Raw genomic sequence first — 26,111 nt, 5'->3', positions numbered from 1 at the left:
ACTTTCATTCCCCGTTTCCTTACGCCACACCTTTCTCTAAAAGCAAAACGCCCGCATGCTCATTCCTCCATAACACGGATTGTTCACAACAAAGCAGTGTATCGATGCCGATCAAATTTGCCCCCAAGGTCGGGGAAATTCTCGAGTGCAACTATGGCAACTATCCCCTATCAGTCTGCCAACCGCATGAAGCCGGCTTTTATGATGGCCACATTCCACCGGAAATGGTGAAGAACCGTTTAGTTGTTGTGTTAAACGGCAAAATTAACGGCAACGCCTGCATTATCGTACCGCTGTCGACCACCAGAGATTCGAACAAGATCGAACTGGGATTGCACATCGAAATCACACGTGAACTCATCGAAGATATGAGATTCTTTCATCCGCAAACGCGCTGGGCAAAGGGCGATCTGGTGCAGCAAGTCAGCCGCCAACGGCTGAACAGAGCCCGTAAAGAGAGAGACTTTCTTACCCAGTGTCTGTCGCGCGAGCTTGTTGCTGACATACAACGCGCCGTCATTAAGTCGATCAATGCCAAAAATATGCTGTTCTGACCAGTACGCTGTTGTTGACAAAACAGACAAATCAGGTGAAATTGTCGCCGTAGCCGATAAAGGCCCTTATGCTATACCCTCCCTTTCAGGGACCTGCGAAGCCCAGCCATCCAGCTGGGCTTTTGCCTCTCTGGCGCCTACCGATTTTTAAAACGTCATCTTTTCTTCCCGCTCTTGACCCTTACGTGGCGTCAGGCTTTAGTATCCCGGCACGCACAAGGGAGGAGCTACATATGTTATTGAAAGTCGGCGAACTGGCGCGCCGTTCCGGCATTACCGTTCGCACACTGCATCACTATGACAGCATTGGTTTGCTGGTCCCTTCTGCGCGTTCCGACGCCGGTTATCGTTTATACAACCGGGCTGACATCACCCGCTTGCACCACATCCAGGCGCTGCGCCGGATGGGCGTTTCGCTGGCGGAAGTCGGGGCAATTCTCGCGCGTTCAGGGCCAGCGCTTCCGGCGGTGATTGAGCAGCAGATCGCCATGTTGGAGCAGCAGTTGGCACAGATCGCCGCATTGCGCGGCCGGCTGCAGCACATGCATGCCCAACTTTCCGCCGGGCACGAACCGGAACTGAACGACTGGCTGACTACGTTGGAGTTAATGACCATGTACGATAAATACTTTACCGCCGATGAGCTGATGCAACTACCATTCTACCAAGCTGATCCCACCCGCAATCAGGAATGGGCTGCATTGGTGAGCAGCGTGGGACAACTGATGGCGGAAGGCATCGAACCTCAGGCGCCACAGGCTCAGGCGATGGCACGCCGCTGGATGCTGATGCTGGAACGCGACACCGCCGGCAACCCGGCCTTTCTCACCCGGCTGAACGCCATGCACGCCGACGAACCGTCGATGCGCGAACAGACCGGCATTACACCGACGATGACGGACTACATCACCCGCGCCTTTGCCGAAACCAAGCTGGCTGTCTATCAAAAATACCTGTCGGTGGAAGAGTACGCCTATGTGCGTCAACACTATTTCACCCGCCTGCAGGAGTGGCCGGCTCTGATCGCTCAATTCCATCAAGCAATGAACGACGGCATACCTGCCGATTCGCCGGAGGCGGTGCGATTGGCGGCCGATTGGCTGGCGCTGTTCCAATCCTATGCCGGCACCAACCCGGCGACGCAGATGAAGATCCGTGAAGCGATGGAACGGGAACCCTCGCTGACCGAGGGCACCTGGCTGACTCCGCCGTTGCTGGCCTATCTGCGCCAGGCCGTGGCCCGGCTGATGCGCGGCTGAATAGCTCATAGGATTTTCTTATCTCACCATAAGAAAACCCGATTTATCCCGGCGGCGAGCGGCGCGCATAATGGCGTTTATCCGCTGATTTCCAAGGTAAACAGGCATTACCATGACGCTCTCCGCTCCCGTACTCAGCCTCCTCGATGCCACGCCGGACGATATGGCCGCCGTGCTGCAAATTTACACTCACCACGTGCTGTACGGTGCCGCCTCGTTTGAAGAACAGCCGCCGACCTTGGCGGAAATGCAGCTGCGGCTAGGCAAGGTGCGGGAAGCCGGGTTGCCCTGGCTGGTGGCGAAAAGCGAAGGCCGTGTTATGGGCTACTGCTATGCCACGGCATATCGCCCCCGGCCGGCCTATCGCTTTACCGTAGAAGACTCGGTGTATATCGCCGAAGGGCAACAGGGGAAAGGCGTCGGCAAGGCGCTGCTGAGCGCGCTGATCGCCCGCTGCGAGCAAGGCCCCTGGCGCCAGATGCTGGCGATCGTCGGCGATTCCGCCGCCAACCACGGCTCGCTGGCGCTACACCAGTCGCTCGGCTTTACCAGCGCCGGAACGTTAAAGGCCGTGGGGTTCAAACTGGGGGAATGGCGTGACACGCAGATTATGCAGCGCGCGCTGGGTGACGGCGACAATCGGCATCCTTGAATGCATGGCGACGCACGATAGGAAGTTAGCGTCTATAGTGAAGAGGGATTTCATTGAGTTAGCGCCAATCGCGCACGCCATCTAACCGGTAAGGGAGAAGTGAATGAAAATTATTCTGTGGATTGTCGCCATCATCTTCATCGTGGGTTTGTTGACGATTACCGGCGTTCTCAAACTGATCTTTTAATCCGTCTCATACGTCCCGCCCCTTCCGGGGCGAGACTTTTCATCATGCCTTGAAACGCGTGCGTACCGCGCCCAGCGCCGACACCACCGCCAGCACCACGCCGCCGGCCACCAGCCCGAATGCCACGTTCAGCAGTGCCGGAACCACACCCTGCAAAAGATGGCCAAACGTCGGCACCACGGTGGTGTACGAGGCCCAGTCTTCGAACAGGTGATGCACCGGCGGCAGGCCGTGGGTCAGGATGCCGCCGCCGACCATAAACATGGCAACAGTGCCGACGATCGACAGCGTTTTCATCAGATAAGGCGCGGCGCGCACGATGCCGCCGCCGAGGGAGCGCGCCACTGCGCTGCGTTTGCGGCTCAGATACAGCCCCAGATCGTCCAGCCGAACGATGCCGGCGACGATGCCGTACACGCCGAGCGTCATCACAACGGCGATGCCGCACAAGACGATCACCTGCTGGCTAAAGGTGGCGCCGGCGACGGTGCCCAAGGTAATGGCGATAATCTCGGCGGACAGCACGAAGTCGGTGCGTATTGCCCCCTTCACCTTGCGCTTCTCATAAGCCGCGGCGTCCTCATTGGCGCCGGGCCCGTCCGATTTTTCCTCCTGCGCCGCCTTGCCGTGGCTCAGGCTGTGAAACACCTTTTCGAACCCTTCGTAACACAGATAGGCGCCGCCCACCATCAGCAGCGGCGTAATCGCCCAGGGCGCGAAGGCGCTGATCAGCAGCGCCAGCGGCACCAGGATCGCCTTGTTGATCAGCGAGCCTTTGGCGACGCTCCACACCACCGGCAGCTCGCGGTCGGCTTTAACGCCGGTGACCTGCTGCGCGTTGAGCGCCAGATCGTCCCCCAGCACCCCGGCGGTTTTTTTCGCCGCCATCTTGCTCATTAACGAGACATCGTCCAGCAACGAGGCAATGTCGTCGATGAGGGTAAGTAAGCTACTTCCTGCCAAAATGATTCATCCTTTTCATATTCACGGGCCATTCTATGTTTAGCATAGCGGTAAAGCATCATGAAAGGATATGGGAGGATCTCGGAAAATGCCGGGCGGGCGATTGCCGCCCGGCGCCGGCGTTAAAGCGCTACGCTGCCCAGGATGAAGGTGACGGTAATCACCGACAGCAGCGTCGTCCAGGTGATGATGGAGGCCATCGCTTCATGATCGCCCCCCATTTGCCGCGCCAGGATATAGGCGTTGCCGGCACAAGGCACGGCGGAGTAGAGAATGGCGATGCTGGCCGGCACGCCGGTGGCGCCGAAATAGTGCACCAGCGCAATGGTAATCAGCGGCATGGCCACCAGTTTCAGCACGGTCGCATAAGAGATGGAAACCAGCTTGCGAATATGCATGCTGACGATCAACCCTGCGCCGACCGACATCAGGCTCAGCGGCGTGGCGGCGTTGGAGAGATATACGAACAGCTGTTTAAGCGCGCCGGTGATGTGCAGGTTGCACAGGTTCATCAGCACCCCGAACAACGCGCCGATGATCAGCGGGTTTTTCGTCAGCGCCAGCAGCGCGCCGCTCAGGCTTTTCTTGCTGCCGGTGCCGTAATGGTTCATCACCAACACGCTCATGATGTTGGTCAGAATGATCATATAGGCCACGAAGAAACCGGACAGCGCCACCCCCTCGCTGCCGAACAGCGATTGCGACAGCGCGATGAATACATAAGAGTTATATCTGACTCCGCCCTGAAAAATGGAGGTAAACAGATCGGCCGACGTATTGAAAAACAATTTGCCAACGAAAATAATCAACGCGATGGCCAGCGTGGAAACTATGGTCGCCACAACGGGATAAAAGCTGTCCGCGCCGCTAAAATCCGCCTCGCTGATATCCAATATCAACAGCGCCGGAAAAAACAGGTAATAAACGAATTTGTCTGAAAAGCCCCAAAATACGGCAACGTCTTTAACATAGAGCTTTGACAAATAGCCCAGAACGATTAACAAAAAAATCGGCAATATAGAAAGAAAAACGTTCAGCATGAATAATAACCTTAAATCGAGAAAATGCGCTCTTCAACCTGATTGAGGTTGCGGTGATTCCACAAGCTTGCCGAAATGAAGACGCGTTGCACCCAGCGCAACGGCGTATCTCTTTCATCGAAAGATGGCGTGAATTTATCGCGTGAATGCAGCGCAAAACGGTTATCGATATACACCAAATCGCCCGGGCAAATATCGATGCCGATGGCATTTTCTTTCACCAGCCCGTAGAAACGCTCCAGCGCGGCTTCCGCTCGCGGCGTGCTGGCGGCAATCATGCCGGGATAGAAAACGGCGCTCACATCCGGCAGAACATGGTTTTGCGAAATAAGCGGCACCAGCGCGGTTTCTTCGCGCCCGGCCTGCGTGGACTGGCGCCAACGGTATGGCAGCTTGATGCTGTACAGCGGGCTGGCCAGCGTTTCGACGTCCTCGTGGCTCAGTTGAGCGATAGCCAAACGCGAATCGGAGATACGCGTCATCGGGCTGTGCGGATCGCGGCGCACGCCGGCTAACAGCAACCCCATCGGCGAGACGTTGAACTGCTCCAGGTGTTTCAGGGCCGCATTTTCAATATGGAAATCCAATTCAACATCGAACCCCAGACCGGTATATTCTTTTTTGGCTTCGCGTTTGGGGATCAGATTATTAATCAGTTCTTTCCCTTCGAAATACATCGAATAGGGTTCACCAATTAGCGAAGAGATGCCGACCAACAGGTTTTCACTGATATTCCCTGATTTGGCCGAAGGCGTATATTGGTTCGGACAAGGGGAAAAGAACACTTCTTTATCCACCGGCACATTTTTTAAAATAAGATAAGGCCGTGGTTTGATTGACGCCTTTTGCTGGCTTAATGCAGCGCTTAATCTGTGGGGTAAGTGGGTGATCATGGCCGAACGTATAGCGTGAATATACGCATCACCGCCGGCGGGATCGTAAGCAATTTTATCTAATGCCGAAAATAACTCGTTTCTTTCCTGATCCGTCAATTGAAAGACGTTTTGGTAATCCATCCTGAGCATTCCTTGACAATAAGAATATCATTAGCAAGCCTAATGAAAGCGGCAGGATGTTAACATTATGCAATCAAATCCATAAAGATTTATTAACTAATTTCGTGATCTTAATCACCACTCCTCCGTCCAGTTAGCGGTGGAGAAGAAGTGATTAATAAACAAACAGCTACGCGCATACGTCTCAATCGGATGCGATAGCGAATACGCCCGCGAGATAGCGCAGGACATGACCGTGGGCCTCAAAAACGCACGATAAATGCGTACTGCCCTCAAGCAAGCCAAAGGCAACATGCGCACTGCCATGCTGTTCGACGAAGCGCTGCATCGCTTGCGCATTGAACAGCTCATCCTGCGCTGCCGCCAGCAGCAAGGTCGGCAATCGCAGCGCCGCCAGTTGCTTTGCCGGGATGCGTGGCGTCAACGCGTTAGCCATATTGACGCTGTATTGGCAGACAAAATCGGGGGCGGCGGCCAGCACAGCCGGGGGAAAATTCAGGCTGACCGCCCGGGATTGCCCAAACCAGCGCCCGCCGCTGAGCGCATTGGCGACAAACGGCCATTGTCGCACCTGAGCAAAACGGGCCTCCGCCGCCAGATCGCGGGCCATCCCGGAAAATGGACCCAGCTCGGGCGCCAGCATGATCAGGCTGTCCGCCTGCTGTTCGCCAGGGTAACGGGTCAAGTAGTTGAGCAACATGCCGGCGCCGCTCGAATGGCCAAGCAGGTGTCTGCGCGCCAGCGGAAACCGGCAGCGCATTTCTGCCAGGATGATATCGACATCGCGCCAAATACGCTCAGGCCGCTCAACCGTCCCCCGCTCTCCCCTGGAATCGCCATGTCCGCGAATATCGACCAGACACACCGCGAGCGTCGGCTCGGCGGCCAGCTGGCGCGCAAGGACGTCATACCCGGCAGCGCTGTTAACCCCGCCGCCGTGATACACCACCATCACGTCTGCACTCGCGGCAGTTTGCCGATACAGGCGATAGCTCAATCCCTCAACGCGACCGGACGACATCTCCACATGCCCGCCCGGCCACTCGCCGTAAGACTTCGCTTGCTCAACATAGCGGTCAAAATCAATCAAAGCGCACCTTTCCATGATGTTGTCGGTATTTCCTACGGCAAAGCTCCTCGCCAAAATGGTGATAACAATATGAAATAACAGCAGTAATTACCATTCTTTTGCACATTCTCCCTTAGCGTCAGGGCAGATCGCCCGCCGGCACATTGAGCTGCCAGGAAAGGCCGAAACGATCGTTGAGCCAGCCGAAACGGGCGCTGAAGCCGTAGTCATCGAGCGGCATCAGCACCTTGCCGCCCTCCGCCAGCCGGTGGAACGCCCGCTCCAACGCTTCTTCGTTAGGCAGGTTGATGAACAGCGACACCGCCGGGGTAAAGCTAAAGTCATGGCTGATCGGGCTATCGATAAACACCAGGTTCTGCCGATCGAAATCGATGGCAGCATGCTTGATCAATCGCCGGCCGTCCGGCGTCGGGTCGTAATGCTGTACCTGCATGAGCCGAAAACGCTCGAACACCTGGCTGTAGAGATCGATCGCCCGCTGCGCCTCTCCCTGGAACATGACAAAGGTCGAAACCTGACTCATAACATCCCCTCCGGCAATCGTTGTGGTATTAATGGAGGATAGCGGATTACCGTTGAAGCGGCGGAAAGGAGCAACCATGAGCATCATTCATCGCCTGGCGCAGCCGGACGATCTCAACGGCCTGTTAGCCTTATATCGCGAGCTGCGCCCGCAGGACGCGCCGCTGCGCGCCGACGATGCGCGCCGCACCCTGCAACGTCTGCTGGACGATCCGGCGATCCGTCTGGTGGTGGCAGCGGACGAGGAACAACCGATCGCCACCTGCATGCTGGCGCTGATCCCGGGGCTGGCACACCAGGCGCAGCCGTTCGGTGTTATTGAGCATGTGGTGACGGCGGAGCCCTATCGCGGCCACGGCGTGGCGCTCGCGATGATCGAATACGCGCTGCAGCTGGCCTGGCGCAAGGGCTGTTACAAGGTGATGCTGCTGTCGGGGCAGCAACGCACCGGCGCGCACCAGCTTTATCTCAAAGCAGGTTTCGACGGCGATCGCGAGCGGGGATTTGTCATCAGGCGGCCCGAGGGCCGATAGCGGCCTGCTGCAAATGAGCAGGCCGCCAGGCGGGTCATTCGGTGGCGTTTTTCGCCAAGCTGGCGTCTTTTTGGCGACGATAGTCGCGGGCGGCGGCCGGGATCGGCGTCACCTTGCCGGTTTCGATCCAGCTGCGCAGCCGGTTGGCGTCGGCGAAGTGGGTATATTTGCCGAAGGCGTCCAGCACCACCAGCGACACCGAGCGGTTACCGATCATGGTGCGCATCGCCAGGCAGTGGCCCGCCTGGTTGGTGAAGCCGGTCTTGGTCAGCTGGATGTTCCATTTCGGGTTGTACACCAGGTGGTTGGTGTTGCGGAACGGCAGCGTGTAGTTCGGGTCTTTGAAGCTGGCCATGCGCTCGGTGGTGGTGCTGAGCTGGCCGATCAACGGGTATTGTTTGGTGGCGATCAGCAGCTTGGTCAGATCGCGCGCCGTCGACACGTTATGAATAGAGAGCCCGGTCGGTTCCACATAATGGGTATTGGTCATGCCGAGCGCCCTGGCCTTGGCGTTCATCGCTTTGATGAAGGCGTTGTAGCCCCCTGGATAGTGGTGCGCCAGGCTGGCGGCCGCGCGGTTTTCCGACGACATCAGCGCGAGCAGCAGCATGTCCTTGCGGCTGATTTCGCTGTTCAGCCGTACCCGCGAATACACCCCTTTCATCTCCGGCGTCTGGTGGATGTCCACTGACAGCATCTCGTCGAGCGGCAGGTGCGCGTCCAGCGTGACCATGGCGGTCATCAGCTTGGTGATCGAGGCGATCGGCACCACTTCATCCGGGTTGCGCGCGTACATCACCTTATGGGTTTGCATATCGACAACCATCGCGCTGCCGGAGGCCAGCTCCGGCTGGGTGGCGTGTACGGCGGCGGCGTTGTCGCTGGCCAGCGCGCGCGGCGCAAAGCCTGCGCCCGCCTGCAAAGCGAGCAGGGTCAGAACCAAAACACGTATTTTCACAGGCATTACTCTGAAATGGGGGCTTGAACTCAGCGAATTATATGTGAGGGTTCAGCGCTTGGCACTGGGATTGTATGGCGGATTTGTGACAAATTCTGTCGGCCGAAAAACGACGCAGCCCGCGGGCGCTCTGGGATGAACGCCCGCGTAGAAAAAGTTACAGCGCCGGCTGCCAGGCCGACTGAGGCAGCAGGTACAGCCCCGGCGTTTGCCGCGCCCCGGCGCCGACGATATGGCCGATGCCGGCCGCCATCACCGCCAGCGTCACGTCGAAGGCGTTGAGGCTGTCGCCATAGCCGGCGGTCAGGTTGAACATCGAGCCATTGGCCAGCAAATAGACCGTCTTTTCATTCAGTTGGTAAGCGTTCACATAAGGCATCGGCTCGTGGTGCGGCAAGCCCTTGAGGAAGCCGACGTCGATCTCTTCCGCCACGTGGCCGACGTTGAGGATAAACACGCCGTCCTGCGCCTGTTGCAGATGCTGCGCCGAGAGCACGTTTTTCGCGCCGGTCGCGGTGGCGATCACGTCCGCCTGCGCGATCGCGCTCGCCAGATCCACCACCTGCCAGCCGTCATAACGCGCCTGCAGCGCGCGCGCCGGATCGATTTCCGCCACCATCACCTGGCCGCCGTAGGCCCTGGCCGCCGCTGCCGTCCCCTGCCCGACCAGGCCGTAACCGATCACCAGCACGCGCTTCTCGTGCAGCGTCAAATGGGTGGTCTGGAAGAAGGTATGCCAGGCGGTCAGCCCAACCATATGCCGATTGTGCAACCCCTCTTTCACCGGCAGATCGTCCCAGTTGAAGATCGGGTAGCGCGGCGCCACGCCGTTTAACCGGCTGATGCCCGATCCGGTGGCCTCCAACCCGGCGACGATCTGTGGGCCGCTCGGCGACTGGTGCAGACGGGTGGTCAGATCCGCCCCCATTTCGCACAGATGGGTCGGCTGCCAGGCCAGCGCGCGGTCGAAAGATTCCGACCATTCGCCGACGCTCATGTCACGCCAGGCGTAAGCCTGCGCGCCGCGCCGTTCCAGCCAGGCCACTACGTCGTTCTGTACCGTGGTGGGATTACAGGTGGTCAGGAAGATCGCCGCGCCCTTGTCCAGCAGGCCGGCCACCAGCGGCGCCATTTTCAGATCCAGGTGCATATTGCACGCCAGCCGCACCCCGTGCAGGTCCGGCAACGCTGCCACCGCCGCCCGGGTGCGCGGCATATGGCGCGTCGCCCAGCTCAATTCGCTCTCAAAATCCTGATACATCCGTTGCTCCTCTGGTGTGCCCCGCCGCCAGGCGTGGCAAAAAAATTATCCCGCGCGGCCGAGCCGGCGGATCGCCTGCGGCGACAGGCCAAATACGCGGATAAACGCCCGCCTCATGCGCTCCGGATCGCTGAACCCCACCAAGCGGGCGATCGCCTCCAGCGGCTCGGCGCTCTCTTCGATGCGCACCCTGGCCGCCTCCACCCGCAGCTGCTCGATGACCTTGGCCGGCGTCTGCCCGGTTTCGGCACGGAACAGCCGACCGAACTGCCGCTCGCTCAGGCAGGCGGCGTCGGCCAGATCCGCCACCGACAGCGGCAGATGTAAGTGTTCGCGCGCGTACGACAGCGCGGCGCGCATGCGATCCGACGACGGATTCAACGCCAGCAGCAGCGAGTATTGCGACTGCCCACCGGGGCGCCGGTGGTAGACCACCAGCTGCCGTGCCACGCCCGCCGCCATCGTGGCGCCCAGATCGTCCTCGATCAGCGCCAACGCCAGATCGATACCGGCGCTGATGCCGGCTGACGTCCAGATATCGCCGTCACGAATGAAAATGCGGTTGCTGTCGACGCGGATACGCGGATAGCTCTGCTGCAATCGCGCCGCGTGATACCAGTGGGTGGTAGCGCGCCTGCCGTCCAGTAAACCGCAGGCTGCCAGAATAAACGCGCCGGTGCACACGCTGGCGATGCGCCGCGCGCGCCGGCTGTGGGTCGTCAGGAACGCCACCAGCGCCGGCGACTGCACCGCCATCACGTTGCCGCTGCCGCCGGCCACCACCAGCGTATCGAAACGCTCGTCGCCGCACGGCTGCGTGGCGATCTCCACCCCGGCCGAGCTGGCGACCATCCCGCCCTGCGGCGAAATCGCCACGCAGCGGTAAGCCGGCGGATCGGTAAACTGGCTGACGTTATCGAACGCCGCCAGCGGGCCGGCAAAGTCCAGCAGGTTAAAACCGGGAAAAACCACAAAACCGATCGTTTTCATGATGGCGCTTTTTGAGGGTTATCTGTCATATCAGCCAAAAACAGGGCGGCTATTATGGCCCAGGTCCAACGATAAAAATGAGGCGAATGTCATGTCTGAACCACTCGTGATTGTATTTCCCATCTATCAAGGCGTCACCCAACTCGACTTCACCGGCCCGCTGCAGTTTCTGCGCCGCATGCCGGGCGCGGAAATCATCGTCGCTTCGGTAGACGGCGCGGATGTCGAATCGGAAGGCTTGCACTTCACTCAGCTGCGCCCGCTGCCGGAGATCGCGCGCTGCGACGTGCTGTGCGTGCCGGGCGGCAGCGGCTGCACCCAGGCATTACAGGATGAAGCATTCATGCGGCAAATCCGTCGGCTGGGCACCGATGCTCGCTACCTGACCTCGGTGTGTACCGGTTCGCTGATCCTAGCCGCCGCCGGGCTATTGCTGGGTAAACGCGCCGCCTGCCACTGGTCTATGCGCGATAGCCTGAAGCTGTTCGGCGCCATACCCAGCGCTGCTCGCGTAGAACGCGACGGCAACGTAATCAGCGGCGGCGGCGTCACCGCCGGCATCGATTTCGCGCTGGCGCTGATCGCCGAACTGCACGGCGAAGACACCGCTCAGACGATCCAACTTTATCTGGAATACGCCCCGGCCCCGCCGTTCGAGGGCGGCACGCCGAAACTGGCCCCGCCGCACATTTACGCCAAGGTACAGGCACAAATGGCGGAAAGCCTGGCGCGGCGCAGAGCGTTGGTGGCCCAAATCGCCCAAGGCTAGCGATCGGGCGTATACTTGCCCTTATGCGTCAGCCACATAAGGAGTAAGGAATGACCGATTTGGCCCACTACATTACGGACTACGGTTACTGGGCGTTGTTTATCGGCTGCCTGGCGGAAGGGGAGACCATCACGCTGCTGGGCGGCATCGCCGCCCACGAAGGGCTGCTGCACTGGCCGTGGGTGATCGCGGTGGTGGCGCTGGGCGGCATGACGGGAGACCAGTTGCTGTACTTCGCCGGCCGCCGGTTTGAAGGCCGCGTCATCTCGCGGCTCAAGGGACAGGAAAAGCGCATCGCGCGCGCCAGAAGGCTGATCGCTCGCCACCCGATGCTGTTCGTTATCGGGGTGCGCTTTATGTACGGTTTCCGCATCATCGGCCCGGTGCTGATCGGCGCCAGCCGCCTGCCGCCGTCGCGCTTCGTACCGCTCAATATCCTCGGCGCTATTTTATGGGCGACGATCTTCGTCATGCTCGGTTATTTTGGTGGCCAGGCGATCGAACGCTTCGTTACCGGCTTCGACAAAAAACTCTCCGGCCTGCTGTTTGTCGCGCTGGCGATCGCCGCCATCCTGCTGGTGCGTTTCTGGTGGCGTAAACGCCACCCGGAGTAAGCAAACGCAGCGGGCGTCAGCTTTCCTGCGGCGCCGTGCGCATCAGCTCGACCAGCTCGCGCGCCGCCTTGTCCAACGGGCGGTTCTTCAGCCAGATCAAATGCATCGGCAAGCGCAGTTCGTTCTTGGTATTTTTGAATTTCAGCCGCACCAGCCGCCCCTGCGCCAGCAGCGGCTTGGCCAGCGACAGCGGGAAATTTCCCCACCCCAGCCCCGCCTCCACCATGTTCAGCGCCATCGGTAGGCTGTCGGTGCGCCAATACGCCTCCGCCACCTGCGGACGCAGATCGCCGATCGGCAGATCGCGGCTGGCCACCATGATCTGCCGCACGTTGACCAGATCTTCGAGAAACAGCTCACCCGCCGCGCCGTCCAGCGCCGGATGCTGCGGCGACAGCATCGCCACCAGCGATTCCGCGCCGACGAAGTGAAACTGTTCCGCGCTGTTGACGTTCAGCCCGCCGAACGCCAGACAAACGCCGATGCGCTCCTGATGCAGCATGTGCAGCACGTCGTCCTGCGGCGCGCTGAGCACTTCAATGTTCAGCAGCGGATAACGCTGCGACAGCGTTTTCACCGCCGCCAGCAGGCCGGCGCCGTTAATATCCGACGCCACGCCGATCGAAAGCCGGCTCTCCAGCCCCTGGGATAGCTCGATGGCGTGCACCTGCAGCTGCTTGAGCTGCCCGGCGATCAGGCGGGCGTGCGGCGCCAGGGCCAACGCCAGCGCGGTCGGCGTCGGTTCACGGTGAGAACGGTCGAACAAGGCGAAACCGAGCTCCGCCTCCATGTTGGCGATGCCCATGCTGACCGCAGACGGTACGCGCCGCAACGCGCGGGCGGCGGCGGAAAATGAGCCGCGGTCGAGCACCGCCAAAAACAGTTCGATGTTGTCGCTGGAAAAATTCATCGCTCAACCTGTCAGAAAAACTGACAGCTCCTGACTTTTTCTATCAATGTGATTGACGTTATCTTAGCCGCCGTCGCCACAGAGGCAACTAAAAACAGATCGGGAGAAAACGATGCAAGGCGTCAAACGCAAACTGGTGTATGTCACCGCTTATGAAATCATCGGCATGGCGATCTCGGCGCTGGGGCTGGCGCTGCTGTCGGGCCATGCGCCAAGCAGCACCGGGCCGCTGGCGGTGGTGATCACCACCATCGCGGTAAGCTGGAACTTTATTTACAACTATTTATTCGAGTGGTGGGAAAGCCGCCAGGTGTCGCGCACCCGCACGCTCAAACGCCGCATTTTGCACGCCGTCGGCTTTCAGCTGACGCTGGTGGTGTATCTGATCCCGCTGATCGCCTGGTGGATGGGCATCACGCTGTGGCAGGCGCTGCTGCTGGATATGGCGCTGATCGTCATCATTCCTTGCTACACCTTCCTGTTTAACTGGGCGTTCGACAAGCTGTTCGGCCTGCCGGCTTCGGCTCTGCCGGCCGGTGAATCCGCCTAAGCCTGCTCCTCGTCCGATTCGCCTGCGCACGCTCATTGCCGCGCAGGCGCCATCGCTTTATTTTCCGCCCGCCTTCTCCCCTCACGCAAAATAACCTCCAAATCCCTTTAATTTGCACGGTAATTATTATTCTGTGATTTCAATCACTTTTATCGTTCGATATTTCCGTGTTGATAATGAGACTCATCTTACTGAATAATATGCGCTTTTGTTTTCAGTTTAAAAAATACACACCATTGTTCACACTTTGTACGCAGGTTTTTTTGCCACATTTATCGGGAAACGGTAGCATGCCACGCCGTTATTTAATGGCGGCTGTATACACAATAAACAGCGGAATGATGCCACGACCTCATTCTCATTACGATTGTTAATGGCAATCGTTTGCTCTGCAGCTCAGAGCGGAGTTCATCATAGACAGGTAAACAGGACGGATAATGCACTCACAAAAAAAGTCGGCGGATGACAAACACGCCGCCAGAAGACGCTGGCTAGACTCTCATGAATCCGGTTATCACAAAAGCATGGGCAACCGGCAAATCCAAATGATCGCCATCGGTGGCTCCATCGGTACCGGCTTGTTCCTCGGTACCGGCGGCCGTCTCGAGTTGGCCGGGCCTGCGCTGGCGCTGGTCTACCTGGTGTGCGGGATTTTCTCTTTCTTCATCCTGCGCGCGCTGGGCGAACTGGTGCTGCATCGCCCTTCCAGCGGCAGCTTCGTTTCTTACGCCCGCGAGTTTCTCGGTGAGAAAGCCTCTTACGTCGCCGGCTGGATGTATTTCCTCAACTGGGCGATGACCGGCATCGTCGACATCACCGCGGTGGCGCTATATATGCACTACTGGGGCACCTTTGCCGACGTGCCGCAGTGGCTGTTTGCCCTCGGCGCGCTCGGCATCGTCGCCACCATGAACATGATCGGCGTGAAGTGGTTCGCCGAGATGGAGTTCTGGTTCGCGCTGATCAAGGTCGTCGCTATCGCGCTGTTCCTGATTGTTGGCGTCGTCTTCCTCGGCACCGGCACCCCGGTCGCCGGCCACACCACCGGCATGCACCTGATCACCGAAAACGGCGGCATGTTCCCGCACGGCCTGCTGCCGGCGCTGGTGCTGGTGCAAGGGGTGATCTTCGCCTTCGCCGGCATCGAGCTTATCGGCACCGCCGCCGGCGAGTGTAAAGATCCGGCTAAAATGATGCCCAAAGCGATCAACAGCGTGATCTGGCGTATCGGTCTGTTCTACGTCGGCTCCGTGGTGCTGCTAGTGCTGCTGCTGCCGTGGAACGCCTATCAGGCCGGCCAAAGCCCGTTCGTGACCTTCTTCAGCAAGCTGGGCGTGCCTTACATCGGCACCATCATGAACATCGTGGTGTTGACCGCCGCGCTGTCCAGCCTCAACTCCGGCCTCTATTCCACCGGCCGCATCCTACGTTCACTGGCGATGGGCGGCTCCGCGCCGAAGCTGATGGCTAAAATGAGCAGCCAGCAGGTGCCTTACGCCGGCATCCTGGTTACCTGCGGCATCTACGTGATCGGCGTGGTGCTCAACTACCTGGTGCCGTCGCGGGTTTTCGAGATCGTGCTAAACATCGCTTCGCTGGGCATCATCGCCTCCTGGGCGTTTATCATCGTTTGCCAGATGCGCCTGCGCAAAGCCGTGCGCGAAGGCCGTGCGCAGCCGGTATCGTTCAGAATGCCGGGCGCGCCGTTCACCTCCTGGCTGACGCTGGCGTTCCTGCTGGTCGTCGTGGTGATGATGGCGTTCGATTATCCGAACGGCACCTGGACCATCGCCACCATTCCGGTGCTGGCGGTGCTGCTGACGCTGGGCTGGTTCGGCCTGCGCAAGCGCGCGCAGGAAGTGAAGCGGGAGCAGCAGGCTCACGAAGAGCAGAACCCGCACTGAATCGACAAACCGCCCTCCGGGGCGGTTTTTTTATCCGCTATAACCGGCCGTAAAACGTCATTCTGGCGCTTTCCGACAGCATGACATCCGGCTGCGCATTGTAGGCCAGCACCACCAGCATGCGCGTGGTGTCGCCTTCGGTCGGCGTCACCCGGTGCATGGCGTTGCGCCCGCGAAACAGCACTAAATCCCCCTCCTCCATCGCCAGCTGTTTGACCGCCCGCTCACCGTCCAGCACCTGCGTGACCCCGGCATAGTTCATCTCGCCGCGGTCGGCGTCGCGCAGGTTCTCCACGTATTCGAAACGGCCGCCCCCCTGCGGTTTCTGGATCAGCAGCGTGATGGCGAACGAGGAGTTGTCAAAATGCCAGCCCAGCTCCTGACCGGTGTGGGCGTAATGCAGGTTGATCGACGACAGCCGATCGGCGTAGGGATACAGCTGCGCCTCATCCAACACCGCGCAGAGAAACTCGCGAAACGCCGGAGCATCGTACAGCGCACGCAGCGGCGACTGCGATGGGATATCCTCGTCGGTAATGCAGCCCTTGGATGACACCACCAGCCGGTTGCGCGCATGGTCGGCCGGCAGCGCGTCGTCCTGCGGCCGTAGATACACGTTGTGTTTGCTGCTGGCGTAAAACGCCGCGTGGTGCTGTTCGGCACCTTCCAGCCTTACCGTCGCCAGCGCGGCGGGGCGCAGAAATCCCGGCAGCACCAGCGCGCCGGCGCGCGCCAGCGTTTGCCTGCAACGGGCGCGGAATGCGGCGTCGTCGATGGGATGGACGGACAGATCGATAATATCGGCAAGTTGCGGCATGACGTTCCCCTCGTGTGCGATAGCCGGATGCTTCTCACTGTAGCGAATGGCGCATTGCCGCCATAACAAAAATACGTTATGGATAAGCTAACGAATTCTTAGCGATAGTCCTGCCCATGCCGCCACCGTCCCGTGCTCGCCTGCCCAAGCTGAGCGCCATTCTGGCGTTCGAAACCGCCGCTCGCACCGGCAGCCTGGCCCTTGCGGCGGATGTGCTGGCGCTGACCGCCGCCGCCGTCAGCCAGCAAATCCGCCAGCTCGAACAGCATCTGGGCATCACGCTGTTCATTCGCGCCAAAAGCGGCGTCACGCTGACCGAACAGGGCGCGGACTACCTGGCCTACGTGCAGGAGGCGTTCGAAACGCTGCGCGTGGCGCAGCAGCACGTCGAACGCCAGCGCGGCAAACAGGCGCTGACGGTGTTCGCCCTGCCGGCGCTGGCGTCTAAATGGCTGAATCCGGCGCTGGGCGACTGGCTGGCGCAGTGCCCCGACGGCGATTTGCGGCTGCACGCCACCCATGCGGCGGTCGATTTCGCCCATTCGGCGGCGGATTTCGCCCTGTGCTTCGGCGATCAGGATTACCCGCTGCTGGAAAAGGTGCAGCTGTTTCAGGATTGGGTGCAGCCGGTGTGCAGCCCGGCGCTGCGCGAGTGCGGCGACTGGACGCAGCTGCCGCTGATCCACGTCGACTGGGGCAAGGAGAGCCAGTTTTTGCCGGGCTGGCACGAGTGGTTCACCGCCGCCGATCGGCCGCCGCCGCCGCGGCGCGGGCTAACCTATAACCTGACCTCGCTGGCCATCGACGCCGCCGTGCAAGGGCGCGGGGTGCTGCTCGGCCAGCGGCGGCTGATCGCCCGTGAACTGGCGGAAGGCCAGCTGGTCACCCTGGCCGAACCGGCGCTGCGGCTCAGCAAACCCTACTACGTAGTTTACCCGCCGCGCACGCTGGAAAAACCCGGCGCAGCGGCGTTTCTCCGTTGGCTGCAGGCGCTGGCTCAGCGCGCGGTATAACCGCCGTCGATGCTGTAAAACGCGCCGGTGGTGAAACTGCTGTCGTCCGAAAGCAGGAAAGCCACCGTTTTCGCCACCTCTTCCCGCGTCGCCATCCTCCCCATCGGGTGCGAAGCGGCCATCTGCGCCCGCGCCGACGCTGGCAGTTTCCCCATCGCTGGCGTATCCACATAGCCCGGCCCGACGGCATTAACGCGCACGCCGCGCGTGGCGAATTCCAGCGCCGCCGAGCGTGTCAGGCCCAGCACGCCATGCTTGGCGGCGGTATAAGGTGCGATCCCGGCAATGCCCACCACGCCGTTGGCGGAAGAGAGGTTCACCACCGCCCCGCCGCCGCCGGCGACGATCGCCGGCAGGCCGTACTTCATGCCGAAAAACGTGCCGCTCAGGCAGGTGGCGATCACCTCGTGCCAATCGTCGACCGCGTACCGATCGATATCCACCTCGTGCGGGCCGGTGATCCCGGCGTTGTTGACCAGTAGATGCAGCGCGCCGCAGCGCCGCACGATCTCTTCAATACCCTGCCGCACCGACGGCGCATCGCGCACGTCCATCCGCAACGTCATCACCCGTCGGCCGTCGGGATCGAGCCGCGCGGCGGCGGCGGCGAGAGGCACTGCGTGGCGGCCGGTCATCACCACCGTGGCGCCGCGCCGAAACAGCTCGCCGGCGATCGCTTCGCCAATGCCGGTGGACGCGCCGGTCACCAGCGCCACCCGATGTTTGAAATCTTGCATAGCGGTTCTCCTGCAACGTTGAACTCAGGGGAACAGGCTAGCGCCGGCAAGTGACAGTTTGCGGCAGCAGTGACAACGCAGCACGTAATGCGCTCACAAACGCCGCAAAGCCCGCTATTTTATGCCTACTTTTTCTCATGCGAGACACCCTGTGGATACCCAACGCTACCTGCAGCATATCGGCTTTACCGGCGGCGCCCGCCCTGACCTCCCCACGTTGCAACAGCTGCACCATCGCCACATGCTGAGCGTACCGTTCGAGAACCTGAGCATTATTTATCATCAGGGTATTCAGCTGACGCCGGAGGCACTGTTCAGCAAGGTGGTCGAGCGTAACCGCGGCGGTTTCTGTTATGAGCTGAACACGCTGTTTGCCCTGCTGCTGCGGGAGATCGGTTTCAAGGTGAGCTTCATCTCCGGCGAGATCCGCGCGCGCGACGGCCATTTCGGCCCGCCCTACGACCATCTGGCGCTGCGGGTGGATCTGGCGGGCCAGGCCTGGCTGGTGGATGTCGGTTTCGGCGATTCCTTCCTGACGCCGCTCAAAATCGTCGCCGCCGAGCCGCAACCGCAGGCCAGCGGCACCTTCCACCTGGAGCAGGAAGGTGAGTATTACCTGCTGGAGCGCCGCAACGGCGACCAACGCTCGCATGCCAAAACCCTGTATCGCTTTACCGTTCAGCCGCGTGAATTGCCTGAGTTCGACGAGATGTGCCACTTCCACAGCACTTCGCCGCAGTCGCATTTCACCCAACGCCTGGTGTGCTCACGGCCGACGGAGCACGGCCGGGTGACCCTCAGCGACATGAAGCTGATCGTGACCGAAGATCACCAGCGCCACGAAACGACGCTGCATTCGGAAGAGGAACGCCGCGCCGCGCTGTGGCAGCATTTCGCCATCGATTTGGATCGTTGACGACGCCGGTGGCACCCTTTTATTACGATTCTGTTACATCGATTGCATAACCGCGCTTGGCTGATTGCCAGCACCGCGGCGGCAGGCATCATAGGGTCATGATTCGGCAACAGAGTGCGAAAATGATCCGTGTGATACTGGTGGATGACCATGTAGTGGTGCGCTCCGGCTTTGCGCAATTGCTCAGCCTCGAGGACGATATCGACGTGGTGGGGCAATACAGCAGCGCGGCGGCGGCCTGGCCGGCATTGCTGCGCGACGACGTCAGCGTCGCGGTGATGGACATCGCCATGCCGGATGAAAACGGCCTGAGCCTGTTGAAACGCCTGCGGGCGCAGAAGCCGCAGTTCCGCGCAATCATCCTCAGCATCTATGACTCCCCCACCTTCGTGCAGAGCGCGCTGGACGCCGGCGCCAGCGGCTATCTGACCAAACGCTGCGGGCCGGAAGAACTGGTGCAGGCGGTGCGCTCCGTCGAGATGGGCGGCCATTACCTGTGCGCCGACGCGCTGCGGGCGCTGCGCGGCGGCGAGCAGCCGGCCACGGCGCTGGAAGTGCTGACCCCGCGCGAGCGTGAAATATTCGATCTGCTGGTCAGAGGCGACAGCGTAAAGGAGATCGCTTTCAAGCTCGATCTCAGCCATAAAACGGTACACGTACATCGCGCCAACGTCCTGGGCAAGCTGCAGTGCAACAGCACCATTGAGCTGGTGCATTTCGCCCTCGATCATCAGCTGCTGGCGGGGCATTGATGTCACCCTGCTTCCGCCCTTGGGTTATCTCGCTGTTTATCCTGTTGGCCTGGGGCAGTGGCTGGCTGATGCTGTGGACGCTCGGCTTCTATCTGACCCACAACGGCAATCAGGCAGCGCTGTTTCTGTCTCACGGCGTCTATCTCGCGCTGCTGATCTTGCTGGCGCGCCGCTATTGGCCCGCTCTGATAATACCGCCGGTGCTGCTGCTGTTCTGGCTGCACGGCGAACGCCTGCTGAGCGGCTACAGCCTGCTGGCCGCGCCGTTCATCACCCTGCTCCCGGCCGCGCTCGCGCAGCGATTCTGGCGCCGTTTTCCGCTCTACTGGCAGCGGCTGACGCTGCTGCTGGCTACCGTGACCGCCGCCTCGCTGCTCAATACCGCTCTGCTTTCGCCTTTCGCGCACAGCCCGGCGATGTTGCTCGGCCTGGCGTCGTTTACCGGCGGCGTCTTGCTGACCCCGTTCGTCTACCTGATCTTTGAATTTCTGCGCCAGCAGCACCGTTACCACCTGCTGGGGCTGGACACCACCAACCCGCCGCTGCGCGCCTCCTTAATCATCTGGTGCAGCCTGTTTTTCGTTATCGGCATCGGCACCCAGATGGTGCTGTCGCCGGAAATCGAACGCCTGCTGCTGATCGTGGTGTTTTTGCCGAACGTGGTGATGGCGTGGAAATTCGGTTGGCAAGGCGGCGTGTTGTCCGGCCTGCTCGGCAGCATGATGATCACCCTCGCCCGGCAGGTCGGCGTGGGGTTCGGCAATCTGGTCGAGCTGGAAATCTTTCTGGCGACGCAGGCGCTGCTCGGCATCGGCCTGGGCATCGCCATCAGCCGCCAGCAACACCTGGCGCAAAACCTGCACCATTATCGCCGACGCCTGGAAGAAGAGCTGGCGGCGCGGCGGGCGCTGACCGAAAAACTGATCCACACCGAAGAAGACACGCGGAAAAACCTGGCGCGCGAGCTGCACGATGAAATCGGCCAGAACATCACCGCGATTCAAATCCAGTCGCAGCTGGTCAAACGGGCGCGCGATCCGGCGCAAACCCAGGCCGCCGCGAACCAGATAGCCGATCTCGCCCGGCGCATTCATCACTCCACGCGCCAGCTGCTGCGCCAGCTTCGCCCGCCCGCGCTGGACGAGCTGACGTTCAAAGACGCGCTTCACCACCTGCTGAGCGAATTCGCCTTTAGCGAACGGGGCATCCGCTGCCGTTTCGACTACCGACTCATCGACACGCCCGCCGGCGAGACGGTGCGCTTCACCCTCTACCGGCTGCTGCAAGAGCTACTCAACAACGTGTGCAAACACGCCGAAGCCAGCGAAGTCGCCATCGTCTTGTATCAACAGGGTGAGCTTTTGCACCTCGAGGTGCGGGACAACGGCATCGGCATCCGTGCGGACAAGGTGCCTGGCTTCGGCATTCAGGGGATGCGCGAACGGGTCAGCGCACTCGGCGGCGAACTGACGCTGGAAACGCAGCGCGGCACCCGGGTAATTGTTAACCTGCCCACAAATTTGCAACAAACCGCCGACTAACTAGGAAAAAGTCTTAGCCACTCCGGACTTTCTCTCATCCCCTTTCCCTTTCACCTTCTTATAGTCAGCACCAGGGAGGCGGCTATGCAAGCACGCTCGGCATCTGAAATCGATCATCGTTACCGCGCGCTGCGTCCGCGACTGCTGCTGTATATGGTCATCGGGTACGCCGCCTTTTACCTGACGCGCAAAAGCGTGAATTACGTGCTGCCGGCGCTGCAAACGGATTTGGGGCTGGATAAAGGGGACATCGGCCTGCTCGGCTCGCTGTTTTATCTGAGCTACGGCCTGTCGAAATTCGCCGCCGGATTGTGGCACGACGGCCATGGGCAGCGCGGGTTTATGGGGATCGGCCTGTTCGCCACCGGTTTGCTGAACGTGGCGTTCGCCTTCGGCGAATCGCTGACGCTGCTGCTGGCGGTCTGGGCGCTGAACGGCTTCTTTCAGGGCTGGGGCTGGCCGCCCTGCGCGCGGCTGCTGACCCACTGGTATTCGCGCAATGAGCGCGGCTTCTGGTGGGGCTGCTGGAATATGTCGATCAACCTCGGCGGCGCGATCGTGCCGTTGATCAGCGCCTTCGCCGCCCAGCGCTGGGGCTGGCAGGCGGCGATGTTGATCCCGGGGGCCGTCAGCATGGTGCTGGGCATCTGGCTCACGCGGCAGCTGACAGGCACGCCGCAGGAAGAAGGCCTGCCGTCGGTCGGCCAGTGGCGCTACGATCCGCTGGAGCTGCGCCAGGAACAGCAAAGCCCGCCGATGGGGCTGTGGCAGATGTTGCGCACCACGATGCTGAAGAACCCGATGATCTGGCTGCTCGGCGTCTCTTACGTGCTGGTCTACCTGATCCGCATCGCGTTGAACGACTGGGGCAATCTCTGGCTGACGGAAAGCCACGGCGTCAACCTGCTCAGCGCCAACGCCACGGTGATGCTGTTCGAAATAGGCGGCCTGCTCGGTGCGCTGTTCGCCGGCTGGGGTTCGGATGTGCTGTTCGGCGGGCAGCGCGCGCCGATGATTTTGCTGTTCACGCTCGGGCTGATGGTTTCCGTCGCCGCGCTGTGGCTGGCGCCGGTGCATCACTACGCGCTGCTGGCGGGCTGTTTTTTCGCGGTGGGCTTCTTTGTCTTCGGCCCACAGATGCTGATTGGCCTCGCCGCCGTGGAATGCGGGCACAAAGGCGCCGCGGGCTCCATCACCGGCTTTCTCGGCCTGTTCGCCTATCTGGGGGCGGCGCTGGCGGGCTGGCCGCTGTCGCGGGTTATCGAAGGCTATGGCTGGTCAGGCATGTTCAGTTTGCTGTCGATCGCCGCCGTTCTTATGGGTTTATTGCTGATGCCGCTGCTGATGGCGAGCGTTACCACCTCTACCGAGAGAAGGATAAAACAATGAAAAAAACGTGGGTCACTACCCTGATAGCATCCGGCATCGCGTTGGCCACGCTGAGCGGCGCCGCGCACGCCAAGGGCCGCCTGGTGGTTTACTGCAGCGCCACCAATGAAATGTGCGAAGCGGAAACCAAAGCCTTCGGCGAGAAATATGACGTGAAAACCGCGTTTATCCGCAACGGTTCCGGCAGCACGCTGGCGAAAGTGGACGCCGAGAAGAAGAACCCGCAGGCGGACGTCTGGTACGGCGGCACGCTCGATCCGCAATCCCAGGCCGGTGAAATGGGGCTGCTGCAACCGTACAAATCGCCCAACCTCGAACAAGTCATGACGCAATTCCGCGATCCAGCCAAGCTGAAAGGCAACTACTCCTCGGCGGTCTACGTCGGCATTCTCGGCTTTGGCGTCAATACCCAGCGCCTGAAAGAGAAAAACCTGCCGGTGCCCAAGTGCTGGAAAGACCTGACCAAACCGGAATACAAAGGCGAGATTCAAATCGCCGATCCGCAAAGTTCCGGCACCGCCTACACCGCGCTGGCGACCTTTGCCCAACTGTGGGGAGACGATCAGGCGTTCGATTACCTCAAGCAGCTGAACGCCAACGTTTCGCAGTACACCAAGTCCGGCATTGCCCCGGCGCGCAACGCCGCCCGCGGTGAAACGGCGATCGGCATCGGTTTCCTGCATGACTACTCGCTCGAAAAAGAACAGGGCGCGCCGCTTGAGCTGATCTCGCCGTGTGAAGGCACCGGCTACGAAATCGGCGGCGTCAGCATCCTCAAAGGCGCGCGCAACCTCGATAACGCCAAACTGTTCGTGGACTGGGTGCTGTCGAAAGAGGCGCAGGAGCTGGCGTGGAAGAAAGGCAAATCCTATCAGATCCTGACCAACACCACCGCCGATACCTCGCCGAACTCGCTGAAGCTCGACGATCTGAAACTGATCAACTACGACATGGACAAGTACGGCTCGACCGAGGTCCGCAAGGCGCTGATCAATAAATGGGTCAGCGAAGTCAAGATGGGTAAATAAACCCACATTCTGCGCCTGTTGCCGGGTAAGCTTCACGCCTTACCCGGCCTGAACATCCGGGAAACTTATGTCACATACACATGCACTCCATCTCGTGAAAAAACGAGATGCGATATTCCTTTGGGTTTTGCTTGGCTGGCTGGCGTTCGCCCTGCTGCCGAGCTGGAGCCTGGATTACGGCCTGCTGGAATCCACCAGCGATGAAATCCTCGCGGCCTACGGCTGGTCACACCGCAATATCAGCTGGCTTTGGTGCCTGCTGCCGAGCCTGCTGCTGCTGCGTCCTTACGCTGCGGCGGGCCGTGAGCAGCGGCGCCGCCACGCGTTCGATGCCGGCTGGGCGCTGCTGTGCATGGCCTTTATCGTCGTCAGCGCCACGGTGGCGGGACGCGGCTTAGGCTACGCCACCCTGGTGCAATTGACCGCGCTGGGCGCCATCATGACGCTAGCGCTGACCCGCCTCGACTGGCTGGGCGGCGACCGTTTCGTTATCGGTGCGCTGGTCACCATCGTAGCGCTGATCGGCGTCTTCATCGTCTGGCCGAGCATCGCGATTTTCATTCCGATGTTCACCGACCAGACGGGTGCATTCGCACCGCTGGCGTTTATGAACGTGCTGTCGCAGGCGCATATCGTTCAGGTGATCCTCAACTCCATCGCCCTGTCGATCGCGGTGGGCGCCGGCTGCACCTTCTTCGGCCTGGTGCTGGCGATTTACACCACCCGCATCGCCAAGCGCAGCGCCATTATCGGCCGCATCTTCTCCATCCTGCCCATCGTCACGCCGCCGTTCGTCGTCGGCCTGGGCGTCACGCTGATGATGGGGCGTTCCGGCTACGTCACCGAGTGGATGGTGGCCTGGTTCGGCCTGACCAACACCAACTGGCTGTACGGTTTTACCGGCATCTGGCTGGCGCAGGTGCTGGCGTTCACGCCGATGGCGTTCATGATCCTCGACGGCGCGATCAAGACCATTCATCCTTCGCTGGAAGAGGCCTCCTACACCCTGCGCGCCAGCCGTTGGCAAACCTTTAACGGCGTGTTCGTGCCGCTGCTGAAACCGGCGCTGGCCAACGCGTTTCTGATCGTGGTGGTGCAATCGCTGGCCGACTTCAGCAACCCGCTGGTGCTCGGCGGCAACTTCGACGTGCTGGCAACGCAAATCTATTTCTACATCACCGGCTCGCAGCTCGACTATCAGGCCGCCAGCACTCTCGGCGCCTTCCTGCTGCTGTTCTCGCTGCTGGTGTTCTGCATCCAGTACCTGTGGATCGGCAAGCGTTCCTACGTCACCGTGTCAGGCAAATCCTACCGCGGCGACGTACAGCCGCTGCCGGTCACGCTGGTGTGGGGCGTGATCGCGTTGCTGGCGGTGTGGGTAGCCTTTAACGCCCTGCTCTACGGCAGCATTTTCTACGGCAGCTTCACCGTCAACTGGGGGGTGGATTACACGCTGACGCTGGATAACTTCATCAAGCTGTTCGGCCAGGGCATGAGCGACGGCGCGTGGCCTTCGCTGCTCGACACGCTGCTGTACGCCGGGATCGCCGCGCCGATCACCGCCGCGTTCGGTCTGCTGATCGCCTGGATCGTGGTGCGTCAGCAGTTCAAGGGCAAAAAGACCATCGAATTCACCACCATGCTGTGCTTTGCGGTGCCGGGCACCGTGGCGGGCGTCTCTTACATTCTCGCCTTCAACAGCGCGCCGGTGTACCTCACCGGGACGGCCGCCATCGTGATTATCTCGATGGTGATGCGCAACGTGCCGGTAGGCATTCGCGCCGGGATCGCCGGGCTGGGCCAGATAGACAAATCGCTGGACGAAGCCTCGCTCAGCCTGCGCGCCGGCTCGCTGCGCACCATCACGCACATCCTGCTGCCGCTGCTGCGCCCGGCGATCCTGTCGGCGCTGATCTACAGCTTCGTGCGCGCCATCACTACCGTCAGCGCCATCGTCTTCCTGGTCACCCCCGATACCCGCGTGGCCACCGCCTACATCCTCAACCGCGTGGAAGACGGCGAATACGGGGTGGCGATCGCCTACGGTTCAATTCTGATCGTGGTGATGCTGGCGATTATTTTCCTCTTTGACTGGCTGATCGGTGAGGCACGCATCTCCCGTTCAAAAGCCAAAAACCAGGCGTAA

The 26,111-nt window shown here is 60.7% G+C and carries 27 protein-coding genes; 16 read left to right on the top strand and 11 right to left on the bottom strand.

Annotated features, from left to right (window positions below; all coding sequences use genetic code 11):
* Positions 1-104: 104 nt before the first annotated feature.
* The 4 genes from FOT55_RS00450 (at position 105) to FOT55_RS25750 (ending at position 2,652) form a co-directional block, all read left to right on the top strand.
* Positions 105-554, top strand: coding sequence for a type II toxin-antitoxin system PemK/MazF family toxin (locus tag FOT55_RS00450; protein WP_147822937.1), 450 nt, complete (start codon positions 105-107; stop codon positions 552-554).
* 233 nt (positions 555-787) lie between these two features.
* Positions 788-1,813 (top strand): MerR family transcriptional regulator, encoded by a 1,026-nt coding sequence (locus FOT55_RS00445; protein WP_025301962.1) that lies wholly within the window; start codon positions 788-790, stop codon positions 1,811-1,813.
* Between the two features lie 112 nt (positions 1,814-1,925).
* Positions 1,926-2,465, top strand: coding sequence for a GNAT family N-acetyltransferase (locus FOT55_RS00440; RefSeq protein ID WP_147822936.1), 540 nt, complete (start codon positions 1,926-1,928; stop codon positions 2,463-2,465).
* A gap of 103 nt (positions 2,466-2,568) precedes the next feature.
* Positions 2,569-2,652, top strand: coding sequence for a small membrane protein YohP (locus FOT55_RS25750; protein WP_016928643.1), 84 nt, complete (start codon positions 2,569-2,571; stop codon positions 2,650-2,652).
* A gap of 42 nt (positions 2,653-2,694) precedes the next feature.
* Here FOT55_RS25750 and FOT55_RS00435 read toward each other — a convergent pair whose 3' ends face one another.
* The 5 genes from FOT55_RS00435 to FOT55_RS00415 all read right to left on the bottom strand — a co-directional run bounded on the left by FOT55_RS00435 (position 2,695) and on the right by FOT55_RS00415 (position 7,284).
* On the bottom strand, positions 2,695-3,615 hold the full coding sequence (locus tag FOT55_RS00435; RefSeq protein WP_147822935.1) for a DUF808 domain-containing protein: 921 nt from the start codon (positions 3,613-3,615) through the stop codon (positions 2,695-2,697).
* Between the two features lie 122 nt (positions 3,616-3,737).
* Positions 3,738-4,655 (bottom strand): AEC family transporter, encoded by a 918-nt coding sequence (locus FOT55_RS00430; RefSeq protein ID WP_025301959.1) that lies wholly within the window; start codon positions 4,653-4,655, stop codon positions 3,738-3,740.
* Between the two features lie 11 nt (positions 4,656-4,666).
* Entirely contained in the window at positions 4,667-5,671 is a 1,005-nt protein-coding gene (locus FOT55_RS00425) for a TauD/TfdA family dioxygenase (RefSeq protein ID WP_147822934.1), read from the bottom strand.
* A gap of 184 nt (positions 5,672-5,855) precedes the next feature.
* Positions 5,856-6,761, bottom strand: a complete 906-nt coding sequence (locus FOT55_RS00420) for an alpha/beta fold hydrolase (RefSeq protein ID WP_238476078.1) — start codon at positions 6,759-6,761, stop codon at positions 5,856-5,858.
* Between the two features lie 118 nt (positions 6,762-6,879).
* Positions 6,880-7,284, bottom strand: a complete 405-nt coding sequence (locus FOT55_RS00415; RefSeq protein WP_049203833.1) for a VOC family protein — start codon at positions 7,282-7,284, stop codon at positions 6,880-6,882.
* Between the two features lie 76 nt (positions 7,285-7,360).
* On the opposite strand from FOT55_RS00415, the gene FOT55_RS00410 reads away from it, so the two are divergent.
* Complete coding sequence (locus FOT55_RS00410) at positions 7,361-7,816, top strand: GNAT family N-acetyltransferase (RefSeq protein WP_016928647.1); 456 nt, start codon at positions 7,361-7,363, stop codon at positions 7,814-7,816.
* Between the two features lie 34 nt (positions 7,817-7,850).
* On the opposite strand, the gene pbpG is transcribed toward FOT55_RS00410, so the two are convergent.
* The 3 genes from pbpG to FOT55_RS00395 form a co-directional block, all read right to left on the bottom strand.
* On the bottom strand, positions 7,851-8,780 hold the full coding sequence (pbpG, locus tag FOT55_RS00405) for a D-alanyl-D-alanine endopeptidase (protein ID WP_025301951.1): 930 nt from the start codon (positions 8,778-8,780) through the stop codon (positions 7,851-7,853).
* 151 nt (positions 8,781-8,931) lie between these two features.
* Entirely contained in the window at positions 8,932-10,035 is a 1,104-nt protein-coding gene (locus tag FOT55_RS00400; protein ID WP_147822932.1) for an adenosylhomocysteinase, read from the bottom strand.
* Positions 10,036-10,080: 45 nt separating this feature from the next.
* Positions 10,081-11,025: a GlxA family transcriptional regulator gene (locus tag FOT55_RS00395; RefSeq protein ID WP_147822931.1), complete on the bottom strand. Its 945-nt coding sequence runs from the start codon at positions 11,023-11,025 to the stop codon at positions 10,081-10,083.
* A gap of 91 nt (positions 11,026-11,116) precedes the next feature.
* Here FOT55_RS00395 and FOT55_RS00390 point away from each other — a divergent pair, with 91 nt between their 5' ends.
* Together FOT55_RS00390 and FOT55_RS00385 are read left to right on the top strand one after the other, a co-directional pair.
* Positions 11,117-11,794, top strand: coding sequence for a DJ-1/PfpI family protein (locus FOT55_RS00390; RefSeq protein ID WP_147822930.1), 678 nt, complete (start codon positions 11,117-11,119; stop codon positions 11,792-11,794).
* 50 nt (positions 11,795-11,844) lie between these two features.
* Positions 11,845-12,408, top strand: coding sequence for a DedA family protein (locus FOT55_RS00385; RefSeq protein ID WP_141997501.1), 564 nt, complete (start codon positions 11,845-11,847; stop codon positions 12,406-12,408).
* Between the two features lie 16 nt (positions 12,409-12,424).
* On the opposite strand, the gene FOT55_RS00380 is transcribed toward FOT55_RS00385, so the two are convergent.
* Positions 12,425-13,318: a LysR family transcriptional regulator gene (locus FOT55_RS00380; protein ID WP_147822929.1), complete on the bottom strand. Its 894-nt coding sequence runs from the start codon at positions 13,316-13,318 to the stop codon at positions 12,425-12,427.
* A gap of 112 nt (positions 13,319-13,430) precedes the next feature.
* Between FOT55_RS00380 and FOT55_RS00375 the strand changes: the two genes are divergently transcribed.
* Both FOT55_RS00375 and ansP read left to right on the top strand, forming a co-directional pair.
* On the top strand, positions 13,431-13,868 hold the full coding sequence (locus FOT55_RS00375; RefSeq protein ID WP_004939694.1) for a PACE efflux transporter: 438 nt from the start codon (positions 13,431-13,433) through the stop codon (positions 13,866-13,868).
* 437 nt (positions 13,869-14,305) lie between these two features.
* Positions 14,306-15,772, top strand: a complete 1,467-nt coding sequence (ansP, locus tag FOT55_RS00370) for an L-asparagine permease (protein WP_025301945.1) — start codon at positions 14,306-14,308, stop codon at positions 15,770-15,772.
* 37 nt (positions 15,773-15,809) lie between these two features.
* On the opposite strand, the gene FOT55_RS00365 is transcribed toward ansP, so the two are convergent.
* On the bottom strand, positions 15,810-16,589 hold the full coding sequence (locus tag FOT55_RS00365; protein ID WP_060432627.1) for a HalD/BesD family halogenase: 780 nt from the start codon (positions 16,587-16,589) through the stop codon (positions 15,810-15,812).
* A 116-nt stretch (positions 16,590-16,705) separates the two neighbouring features.
* Here FOT55_RS00365 and FOT55_RS00360 point away from each other — a divergent pair, with 116 nt between their 5' ends.
* The gene (locus tag FOT55_RS00360) at positions 16,706-17,602 is read left to right on the top strand and encodes a LysR substrate-binding domain-containing protein (protein WP_147822928.1); all 897 of its coding nucleotides are present in this window, start codon (positions 16,706-16,708) and stop codon (positions 17,600-17,602) included.
* On the opposite strand, the gene FOT55_RS00355 is transcribed toward FOT55_RS00360, so the two are convergent.
* The gene (locus FOT55_RS00355) at positions 17,587-18,339 is read right to left on the bottom strand and encodes an SDR family NAD(P)-dependent oxidoreductase (RefSeq protein WP_060447604.1); all 753 of its coding nucleotides are present in this window, start codon (positions 18,337-18,339) and stop codon (positions 17,587-17,589) included. The genes FOT55_RS00360 and FOT55_RS00355 overlap by 16 nt on opposite strands.
* A gap of 151 nt (positions 18,340-18,490) precedes the next feature.
* Between FOT55_RS00355 and FOT55_RS00350 the strand changes: the two genes are divergently transcribed.
* The 6 genes from FOT55_RS00350 to FOT55_RS00325 all read left to right on the top strand — a co-directional run bounded on the left by FOT55_RS00350 (position 18,491) and on the right by FOT55_RS00325 (position 26,111).
* Positions 18,491-19,255 (top strand): arylamine N-acetyltransferase family protein, encoded by a 765-nt coding sequence (locus tag FOT55_RS00350; RefSeq protein WP_049295199.1) that lies wholly within the window; start codon positions 18,491-18,493, stop codon positions 19,253-19,255.
* 122 nt (positions 19,256-19,377) lie between these two features.
* Positions 19,378-20,007, top strand: coding sequence for a response regulator transcription factor (locus FOT55_RS00345; protein ID WP_025301940.1), 630 nt, complete (start codon positions 19,378-19,380; stop codon positions 20,005-20,007).
* Positions 20,007-21,548 carry an MASE1 domain-containing sensor histidine kinase gene (locus tag FOT55_RS00340; RefSeq protein ID WP_147822927.1) on the top strand — a complete coding sequence of 514 codons (1,542 nt, stop codon included), beginning with the start codon at positions 20,007-20,009 and terminating at the stop codon, positions 21,546-21,548. The genes FOT55_RS00345 and FOT55_RS00340 overlap by 1 nt, the downstream gene beginning before the upstream one ends.
* 60 nt (positions 21,549-21,608) lie before the next feature.
* A complete protein-coding gene (gene uhpC / locus FOT55_RS00335) occupies positions 21,609-22,937 on the top strand; it encodes an MFS transporter family glucose-6-phosphate receptor UhpC (RefSeq protein ID WP_269149642.1) in 1,329 nt (442 codons plus the stop codon).
* Positions 22,934-23,965, top strand: coding sequence for an ABC transporter substrate-binding protein (locus FOT55_RS00330; protein WP_043136733.1), 1,032 nt, complete (start codon positions 22,934-22,936; stop codon positions 23,963-23,965). The genes uhpC and FOT55_RS00330 overlap by 4 nt, the downstream gene beginning before the upstream one ends.
* A 67-nt stretch (positions 23,966-24,032) precedes the next feature.
* A complete protein-coding gene (locus FOT55_RS00325) occupies positions 24,033-26,111 on the top strand; it encodes an ABC transporter permease (protein WP_147822925.1) in 2,079 nt (692 codons plus the stop codon).

The sequence above is a fragment of the Serratia bockelmannii genome (assembly GCF_008011855.1).
Classification (GTDB): Bacteria; Pseudomonadota; Gammaproteobacteria; order Enterobacterales; family Enterobacteriaceae; genus Serratia; species Serratia bockelmannii.
Note: the sequence above shows the minus strand (reverse complement) of the source record. Positions and strands in the feature narration are given on the sequence as shown.

Excerpts from the sequence above, each read along its gene's own strand:
- FOT55_RS00450 (WP_147822937.1), top strand. The coding sequence starts at position 105 with ATGCCGATCAAATTTGCCCCCAAGGTCGGGGAAATTCTCGAGTGCAAC.
- FOT55_RS00445 (WP_025301962.1), top strand. The coding sequence starts at position 788 with ATGTTATTGAAAGTCGGCGAACTGGCGCGCCGTTCCGGCATTACCGTT.
- FOT55_RS00440 (WP_147822936.1), top strand. The coding sequence starts at position 1,926 with ATGACGCTCTCCGCTCCCGTACTCAGCCTCCTCGATGCCACGCCGGAC.
- FOT55_RS25750 (WP_016928643.1), top strand. The coding sequence starts at position 2,569 with ATGAAAATTATTCTGTGGATTGTCGCCATCATCTTCATCGTGGGTTTG.
- FOT55_RS00430 (WP_025301959.1), bottom strand. The coding sequence starts at position 4,655 with ATGCTGAACGTTTTTCTTTCTATATTGCCGATTTTTTTGTTAATCGTT.
- FOT55_RS00425 (WP_147822934.1), bottom strand. The coding sequence starts at position 5,671 with ATGGATTACCAAAACGTCTTTCAATTGACGGATCAGGAAAGAAACGAG.
- FOT55_RS00415 (WP_049203833.1), bottom strand. The coding sequence starts at position 7,284 with ATGAGTCAGGTTTCGACCTTTGTCATGTTCCAGGGAGAGGCGCAGCGG.
- FOT55_RS00410 (WP_016928647.1), top strand. The coding sequence starts at position 7,361 with ATGAGCATCATTCATCGCCTGGCGCAGCCGGACGATCTCAACGGCCTG.
- pbpG (WP_025301951.1), bottom strand. The coding sequence starts at position 8,780 with ATGCCTGTGAAAATACGTGTTTTGGTTCTGACCCTGCTCGCTTTGCAG.
- FOT55_RS00400 (WP_147822932.1), bottom strand. The coding sequence starts at position 10,035 with ATGTATCAGGATTTTGAGAGCGAATTGAGCTGGGCGACGCGCCATATG.
- FOT55_RS00395 (WP_147822931.1), bottom strand. The coding sequence starts at position 11,025 with ATGAAAACGATCGGTTTTGTGGTTTTTCCCGGTTTTAACCTGCTGGAC.
- FOT55_RS00390 (WP_147822930.1), top strand. The coding sequence starts at position 11,117 with ATGTCTGAACCACTCGTGATTGTATTTCCCATCTATCAAGGCGTCACC.
- FOT55_RS00385 (WP_141997501.1), top strand. The coding sequence starts at position 11,845 with ATGACCGATTTGGCCCACTACATTACGGACTACGGTTACTGGGCGTTG.
- FOT55_RS00380 (WP_147822929.1), bottom strand. The coding sequence starts at position 13,318 with ATGAATTTTTCCAGCGACAACATCGAACTGTTTTTGGCGGTGCTCGAC.
- FOT55_RS00375 (WP_004939694.1), top strand. The coding sequence starts at position 13,431 with ATGCAAGGCGTCAAACGCAAACTGGTGTATGTCACCGCTTATGAAATC.
- ansP (WP_025301945.1), top strand. The coding sequence starts at position 14,306 with ATGCACTCACAAAAAAAGTCGGCGGATGACAAACACGCCGCCAGAAGA.
- FOT55_RS00365 (WP_060432627.1), bottom strand. The coding sequence starts at position 16,589 with ATGCCGCAACTTGCCGATATTATCGATCTGTCCGTCCATCCCATCGAC.
- FOT55_RS00360 (WP_147822928.1), top strand. The coding sequence starts at position 16,706 with ATGCCGCCACCGTCCCGTGCTCGCCTGCCCAAGCTGAGCGCCATTCTG.
- FOT55_RS00355 (WP_060447604.1), bottom strand. The coding sequence starts at position 18,339 with ATGCAAGATTTCAAACATCGGGTGGCGCTGGTGACCGGCGCGTCCACC.
- FOT55_RS00345 (WP_025301940.1), top strand. The coding sequence starts at position 19,378 with ATGATCCGTGTGATACTGGTGGATGACCATGTAGTGGTGCGCTCCGGC.
- FOT55_RS00340 (WP_147822927.1), top strand. The coding sequence starts at position 20,007 with ATGTCACCCTGCTTCCGCCCTTGGGTTATCTCGCTGTTTATCCTGTTG.
- FOT55_RS00330 (WP_043136733.1), top strand. The coding sequence starts at position 22,934 with ATGAAAAAAACGTGGGTCACTACCCTGATAGCATCCGGCATCGCGTTG.
- FOT55_RS00325 (WP_147822925.1), top strand. The coding sequence starts at position 24,033 with ATGTCACATACACATGCACTCCATCTCGTGAAAAAACGAGATGCGATA.